The 6250-nt window shown below is 68.4% G+C and carries 6 protein-coding genes; 1 reads left to right on the top strand and 5 read right to left on the bottom strand.

The window, feature by feature from the left end:
* Positions 1–107 precede the first annotated feature (107 nt).
* Both AB0M45_RS24100 and AB0M45_RS24095 read right to left on the bottom strand, forming a co-directional pair.
* Positions 108–1049 carry an alpha/beta fold hydrolase gene (locus tag AB0M45_RS24100; RefSeq protein ID WP_364333279.1) on the bottom strand — a complete coding sequence of 314 codons (942 nt, stop codon included), beginning with the start codon at positions 1047–1049 and terminating at the stop codon, positions 108–110.
* 16 nt (positions 1050–1065) lie between these two features.
* Positions 1066–2070 carry an alpha/beta hydrolase family protein gene (locus tag AB0M45_RS24095; RefSeq protein WP_364333276.1) on the bottom strand — a complete coding sequence of 335 codons (1005 nt, stop codon included), beginning with the start codon at positions 2068–2070 and terminating at the stop codon, positions 1066–1068.
* Between the two features lie 233 nt (positions 2071–2303).
* On the opposite strand from AB0M45_RS24095, the gene AB0M45_RS24090 reads away from it, so the two are divergent.
* Entirely contained in the window at positions 2304–3494 is a 1191-nt protein-coding gene (locus AB0M45_RS24090; RefSeq protein ID WP_364333273.1) for a lycopene cyclase family protein, read from the top strand.
* On the opposite strand, the gene AB0M45_RS24085 is transcribed toward AB0M45_RS24090, so the two are convergent.
* The 3 genes from AB0M45_RS24085 to AB0M45_RS24075 are packed head-to-tail and all read right to left on the bottom strand — an operon-like array spanning position 3464 to position 6119.
* A complete protein-coding gene (locus AB0M45_RS24085; RefSeq protein ID WP_364333270.1) occupies positions 3464–4318 on the bottom strand; it encodes an ABC transporter permease in 855 nt (284 codons plus the stop codon). The two genes, AB0M45_RS24090 and AB0M45_RS24085, sit on opposite strands and share 31 nt — an antisense overlap.
* Positions 4315–5094, bottom strand: a complete 780-nt coding sequence (locus tag AB0M45_RS24080; protein WP_364333294.1) for an ABC transporter permease — start codon at positions 5092–5094, stop codon at positions 4315–4317. Before AB0M45_RS24080 ends, AB0M45_RS24085 begins: the two co-directional genes overlap by 4 nt.
* 41 nt (positions 5095–5135) lie before the next feature.
* On the bottom strand, positions 5136–6119 hold the full coding sequence (locus tag AB0M45_RS24075; RefSeq protein ID WP_364333267.1) for an ATP-binding cassette domain-containing protein: 984 nt from the start codon (positions 6117–6119) through the stop codon (positions 5136–5138).
* Positions 6120–6250 lie beyond the last annotated feature (131 nt).

Below are 6250 nucleotides of genomic sequence, written 5' to 3'. Positions count from 1 at the left end.
GCTCGCGTCCGAGTGGCCGCCGCGCAAGCGACGAAGTCGCAAGCGGCGGTCGCTCGGACGCGAGCCACAAGGAGGCCGCGAACACGCAGTGCCGCAGGCACTGCAAATCAGACACCGCACGGCAGGGGGCGATCGTCGCCGGCGAGTGCCGAGAGAACGGCCTCGGCGGTGCGCGGGTCGGAAAGCAATCCGCTGTGGTTCGCGGTGTTACCGGGGCAGCCGTCCTGGAGCCAGACATTGCGGTCGCCCTCGGCGGGGGCGGCGAGCAGGGCGGTGTCCTGCGGGGTGATCACTTCGTCGGCGCGGGAGGCGATGGCCGTGTACCGGAGACCGGGCACGGTCTCGCCTCCCGCGTTCAGCCGGTTCAGCAGCGGTGACCCGACCACCTGCTGCTGTCCCGGAGTTCCGTAGACCTGGGCGGCGATCTGCGCGTTGCCCAGGCCGAGCGAGGCCAGGTCAGGGTAGGTGCCGCGCAACCCGGCCCACGTCGAACCGCGATACGGCGTTCCCATGGTCACCACCTGCGACACCGCCTCCACGCCGCGGGCTCGCAGGTATTGCCGGATCACGGTGCCGCCGGTGGAATGCCCGACCAGCGCCACCCGGCTCGCCCCGGTCGCGCTCCGTACCGATTCCACGACATCGGCGAGTTCCGCGGCCATCCGATCGATGTCGGCCACGCCGTAGACCACACGCCCCAGCAACGCGGCACCGATCGGCCCCATACCGGTCGAGCTGGAACCGGTCTGGCCACTCACCGCGTCGACAACACCCGGCGCCACACCGAGATTCGCGGCGAACACGCAGTGCCCCTCGGCCCGCAACGCGGGCGCGAGCAAGAGGAAACTGCGGACGGCATCGGTGCCCGACCCGTGCAAGAGCACCACTGGCTCGGGCCGCGCATGCGTGGGACGGCAGGACCAATCGTTGGCGCCGTCCAGCGTCGGCAGCTGCGGCCCGGCGAGCGCGTTCGGCATGTGCAGCGCGGCCGTACAGGCGGCGGCGACCAGCAGACCGGCGATCCGCGCGGCGTACGAGCGAACAGTCATCTCGAAGTCCCGGGGATCAGATTCCCAGTGGGGCGGCCAGCGTCGGCCACGAGTCCTTCAGCGCGTCCTCCCAGTAGCCCCAGGTATGGGTGCCTTCCGGCCGGAAGTTGTATCGCGCGGGAATTCCCAGGCTGTCCAGCCGGGCCTTCATATTCTGCGAGCAATAATTGGTCGCTGCCTCGATGACTCCGCCGAGCACGATCTGATTCGAGAAACCCCATGCGCCGGGCAGCGAGTATTTTCCGCCGTAGACGTCGTAGACCCCGGGAAGCCCATTTCCGCTGGAGATGTAGATCGATTTTCCGCGCAGCCCCTCCGCTTGTACGTAGGGATCGTTGGCTCGCCACTGCGGGTCGTCCGCGGGACCCCACATGTTGTCCATCTCCGCCCATCCCCACTCCTCGACGGTGAGCCGGATGAACTCACGACCCACCGGATCGCTGGTCTGCGCGCAACCGCTGTAGGCCGCGACGCTGGAGAACAGGTCACCGGTGGTCGCGGCGAGGGCGAGCGTCGTGGTCCCCGACATCGAGAAACCCGCGACCGCGTTGCGTCCGCTGGTCCCGAGATACGCGTTGACCAGCGGGGGCAATTCGCTGCTCAGGAACGTCTTCCATTTCTGGCGCCCGAGCCTCGGATCGTCCTTCTGCCAGTCCGCGTAGTAGCTGAACATCCCGCCGATCGGCGTCACCGCGTGCACGTTCTTGTCCGAGAGGAATTGCATCGCCTCGGTTTTCGTGGCCCACGTGGACCCGTCGACGCCGCCGCCCGCGCCGAGCAGCAGGTACAGCACCGGACGTGGCGCACTGGTATCCGCGGCGCGCTGCACTTCGACCGGAATGTCGAGATCCATAGCGGCGGAATGCACCGTCAAGGTCAGACTGCGAGCGCTGTGCTCCTGCACGGAAACGATAGAAGACTCCGCGGGTGCCGCGTTCGCCTGCGCCGGTAGGACCGCCGACGCGGCCGCGCCGACGGTGGCGGCCAACAGCACGAGCCAGCGGAGGTGACTTCCTCTCATGATGCCCCTTATCCAAAATCCCGGAACGCCTTGCGTTCCGAGGTCAGGCTATGGTGCGCCGCAAGGCATTTCATGACTGAAGTTGCTGGGCCACTGATTCTGGGGGCACGCGCGAAATGGAATTCGCACCGAGGCCTGAACCGTTTGTCGCGGATATCGCGAGACCCGAATTACTTGGGCTCGCGTGATCGGAATAGTTGCGCTCGCGTCGGCCCAGCGGATTGAATGCCCCTATGGGTGTCAGCGCGGTCCAGGAAGTCGATGTGTGCGTGGTCGGACTCGGCCCGGCCGGGCGGGCACTCGCCCACCGCGCACTGCGGGCCGGACTGTCGGTGACCGCGATCGATCCACGCCCCGACCGCTTATGGCCGCCGACCTTCTCCTGCTGGGTGGACGAATTGCCGGATTGGCTGCCGTCCAGCGCCGTCGCGACCACGATCCCGGCACCCACGGTCTGGACGAAAACCGACCATCGCATCGACCGGCCCTACTGCGTGCTGTCCAAACCCGGTCTGCGCGCGGCGCTCCCGCTCGACGATGCCACCGTCGTCGCGGGCCGCGCCACCCGGGTGGACGCGCATGAGGTGGAACTCGCCGACGGTACGGTGCATACCGCCACAGCGGTGTTCGACACCCGCGGGCTGCCCACCCTCGGACGCCGCAGGGCGGCGAGCGCGCACGGTATTTTCGTCGACGCCGAGACCGCCGCGCCGATGGTCTCCGATGGCGAGGGTTTGCTGCTGGACTGGCGGCCGGAGAACGGCGCGGGCCCCGACGAGCCGCCGTCGTTCCTCTACGCGGTGCCGGTCGGCGACGGCACGGTGATCTTCGAGGAGACCAGTCTCGGGCTGCGCGGCGGCATGCCGCAGCACGAACTGCGCAAGCGCACGCTCAACCGCCTGGCCGCGCACGGCATCCGGCTCACCGGCACCGAACCGAGCGAGGCGGCGCACTATCCGCTCGACCAGCCACCGCCGCGAAAAGGTGAGGCCAGGGCGATTCCGTTCGGTTCGCGCGGCGGCATGATGCACCCGTGCACCGGCTACAGCGTGGCCGACTCACTGGCGCTGGCCGACACCGCGATCACCGCGCTGCGCCACGGCCGCGATCCCATCGCCGAACTGTGGCCGCCGCGCGCTCGACTGGTGTATTGGATGCGGATGCGTGGCCTCTACGGCCTGGGCAGGCTCACCACCCAACAGTCCATCGCCATGTTCGACGCCTTCTTCAGCGCCTCCCCGCGCGGCCAGCGCGCGCTGCTGTCCGCGCACGACGACTACACCGCACTCGGCGCCGTGCTGTTCAACACGGTCGCGCACACCTGGCCGTTCCGCTGGCGCTACGACCTGGTCGGCTGGACCAACCGGAATCGCTGGTTGGACTACGACTTCGATCAGGCGCCGGTCTCGGCCGCGCGCCGGTAGCCGCGAATCGCGGGATAGGCGAACACCGCGATCAGCCCGATCACCCAGGCGAGTGTCTTCAGCAGCGGTTCGGCCACCGGGCCGCCGTAGGACAGCCCCTTCATCGCGTCGATGGCGCAGCTCATCGGCTGGTTCCCGACCACGTCTTGCAGCCACGTCGGGTAGACGAAGGTCGGGACGAATCCGGAGTTGAAGAACATCAGCAAGGTGCTGATCAGGCCGATGGTGTTCACCAGCATCACACCCTCCGACATCGTCGCCACCGCGGTGACCAGCACCGCGAACGCCACGCCGAACAGCACCGGAATGCCGATCAGCGCCAGCGCCGCCAGCGGTCCCTGATCGAAGCGAAAGCCGATGGTGAAGCCGACGCCGATCACGAACAGCGTGGTGACCAGCACCCGGATCGCCTCGGCGAGCAGGCGCCCGGTCAATCCGGCCGCGCGATGGACCGGCATGGTCCAGAACCGGCCGAGCAGCCCGGTGAGCTTCTCCACCTTGAAGCCGAGCGCACTGACCACCGCACCGGACATGGCCGCGACGAGCGTGATCATCGGAACGGTTCCGTAGACGCTCGGCTGGCCGGTGGCCATGGTGATCGAGTCGCCGAGCACGATGCGGAACATCAGCAGGGTGAGTGCCGGATAGAGCAGCGTCTGGATCGTCGTCGCCGGATCACGCGCCCACACCCGCAGCAGTCGCTTGCACTGGACCAGGCTGTGCGTGGCCCAGTTGCGGACCGAAGCCTCCGGGCGCGCCGCCACCTCGGGCAGCGCCGACGGGCCGATCCGCTCGGGCGTCATGGTCGTCTCCACAGAACTCATGACCGCCTCACACTCGCCCAGATCGCCAACGGAACGAACGCCGCCGCTAGCCCGATCACCCACACCAGCGGCACCCACAACACCTGCCAGGTCACGCCGTCCGCCGCCATATCGCGCAGGGCGAAGGAGAACTGGGAGATCGGCTGGTTGCGCACGAAAGGACGAATCCACTCCGGGAAGCTGCGTTCGGGCACGAACCCGCAGGAGAGCATGCCGAAGATCAGCGTCGGCAGGGTCAGGGCCTGGCTCAGCGATTCCGGGCTCTTGGTCAGGCTGCCGAGCGCGTCGGCGCCGGTCGCCAGCACCGTGCCGATGGCGAGGGAGAAGACGCAGAACAGCACCGCCTGGCCGAACCCGGCGACAAAACGGAACCCGATGATGTGCCCGAAGATCACCGCCGCGGTGAGCGAGGTGACCGATCGGACCAGCCCGGCGGTGATGCGCGCGGAGAACGGCACCAGCGTGCCGATCGGCATGGTCTGCAATCGGGTGCTCAACCCGGTCATCGCCTCGAACGCGGCCACCTGCGCGTTCGACATCATCGTGAAGGCCATCGTCTGCAGCACGATGATCGGCATGACGTACTGCGCGTAATCGACGCCTTGGAACTTCATCACGTAGCGCAGCGGCAGGTAGAAGCCGACGGTGAAGACCAGCGGCGTGATCACCGCGGCGATCAGCTCGCCTTTGGTCGCCATGGTGCGGACGATGCGGCCGGTCAGCGCCCGCCACTGCGCGATGGCCGACGGCCGCGCCGCGGGCAGGTCGCCGAACAGCGTCGCCGCGGCCGGTGGGGTTTCCGGAGCGGTCGCAGCGGTCACGCGTGACCGCCCGAGTGTCCGGTGATGGACAGGAACACGTCGTCGAGCGAGGGGCGGCGCAACGCGATGTCGGCCAACTCCACGCCCGCGCTGTCCAGCCTGCGCAGCGCCTCGGTCAGCGTCACCGCGCCCTCGGGCGCCGGGATGGACAGCCGATCGCCGCCGTTCAGATCGGCCATGACCGCGGGCGGCACCAGGTCGCCGAGCGCGTACGCGGCGGTGCGCAGCTCGGTCGGATCCAGCGGGACGACTTCGCAGTAGCTGCCGCCGGTCTTCTCCTTGAGTTCGTCGGCGGTGCCCTCGGCGATCACCGTGCCCTTGTCGATCACGATGATGTTGTCGCTGAGCACGTCGGCTTCCTCGAGGTACTGCGTGGTGAGCAGCACCGTGATGCCCTGCGTCTTCAGCGCGGTCACCAGATCCCAGACGCCCTGGCGGCTGCGCGGGTCGAGGCCGGTGGTCGGCTCGTCGAGGAACACCACCTCGGGACGCACGACCAAGCCGCAGGCGATATCCACCCGGCGGCGCATGCCACCCGAGTAGTTGCGCACCGCACGGCGGCCCGCACTCACCAGATCGAATTCCTCGAGCAACGTGTCGGCGCGCTTGCGAGCCGCGGATTTGCCCAGGCCCATCAGCCTGCCGAACAGCTCCAGGTTCTCCCGGCCGGAGAGGTTCTCGTCCAGCGCCGCGTACTGCCCGGTCATCATGATCGACCGGCGCACGCCCGCCGGGTCCTTCAGCACGTCGTGCCCGGCGACCTCGGCGGTGCCGGAGTCGGGGCGCAACAGGGTGGCGAGGACCTTCACCATGGTCGTCTTGCCCGCACCGTTGGGGCCGAGGATGCCGAGAACGGAGGCGCGTTCGGCGACGAAGCTGATGCCCTGCAGTGCATGCACGTCGCCGAATGACTTGCGGACGTCCACTACCCGGACCGCTGGCTCACCCGCACGCGAATCTGCTTGGTTGGAACTCGGCATCAACTCTCCACTATCGGCCGGTGCGGCGACGAGGTCGCCCGAGCGCATGTTGCGCTCGGATTGGTGATCCGTCGCGCTCGGCGTGATGTTACCGGCCCGCTCGCGGCGGCTTTCGCCTCGCGGCCCGGTAC

Source organism: Nocardia sp. NPDC051787 (assembly GCF_040681325.1).
Lineage (GTDB): Bacteria > Actinomycetota > Actinomycetes > Mycobacteriales > Mycobacteriaceae > Nocardia.
Note: the sequence above shows the minus strand (reverse complement) of the source record. Positions and strands in the feature narration are given on the sequence as shown.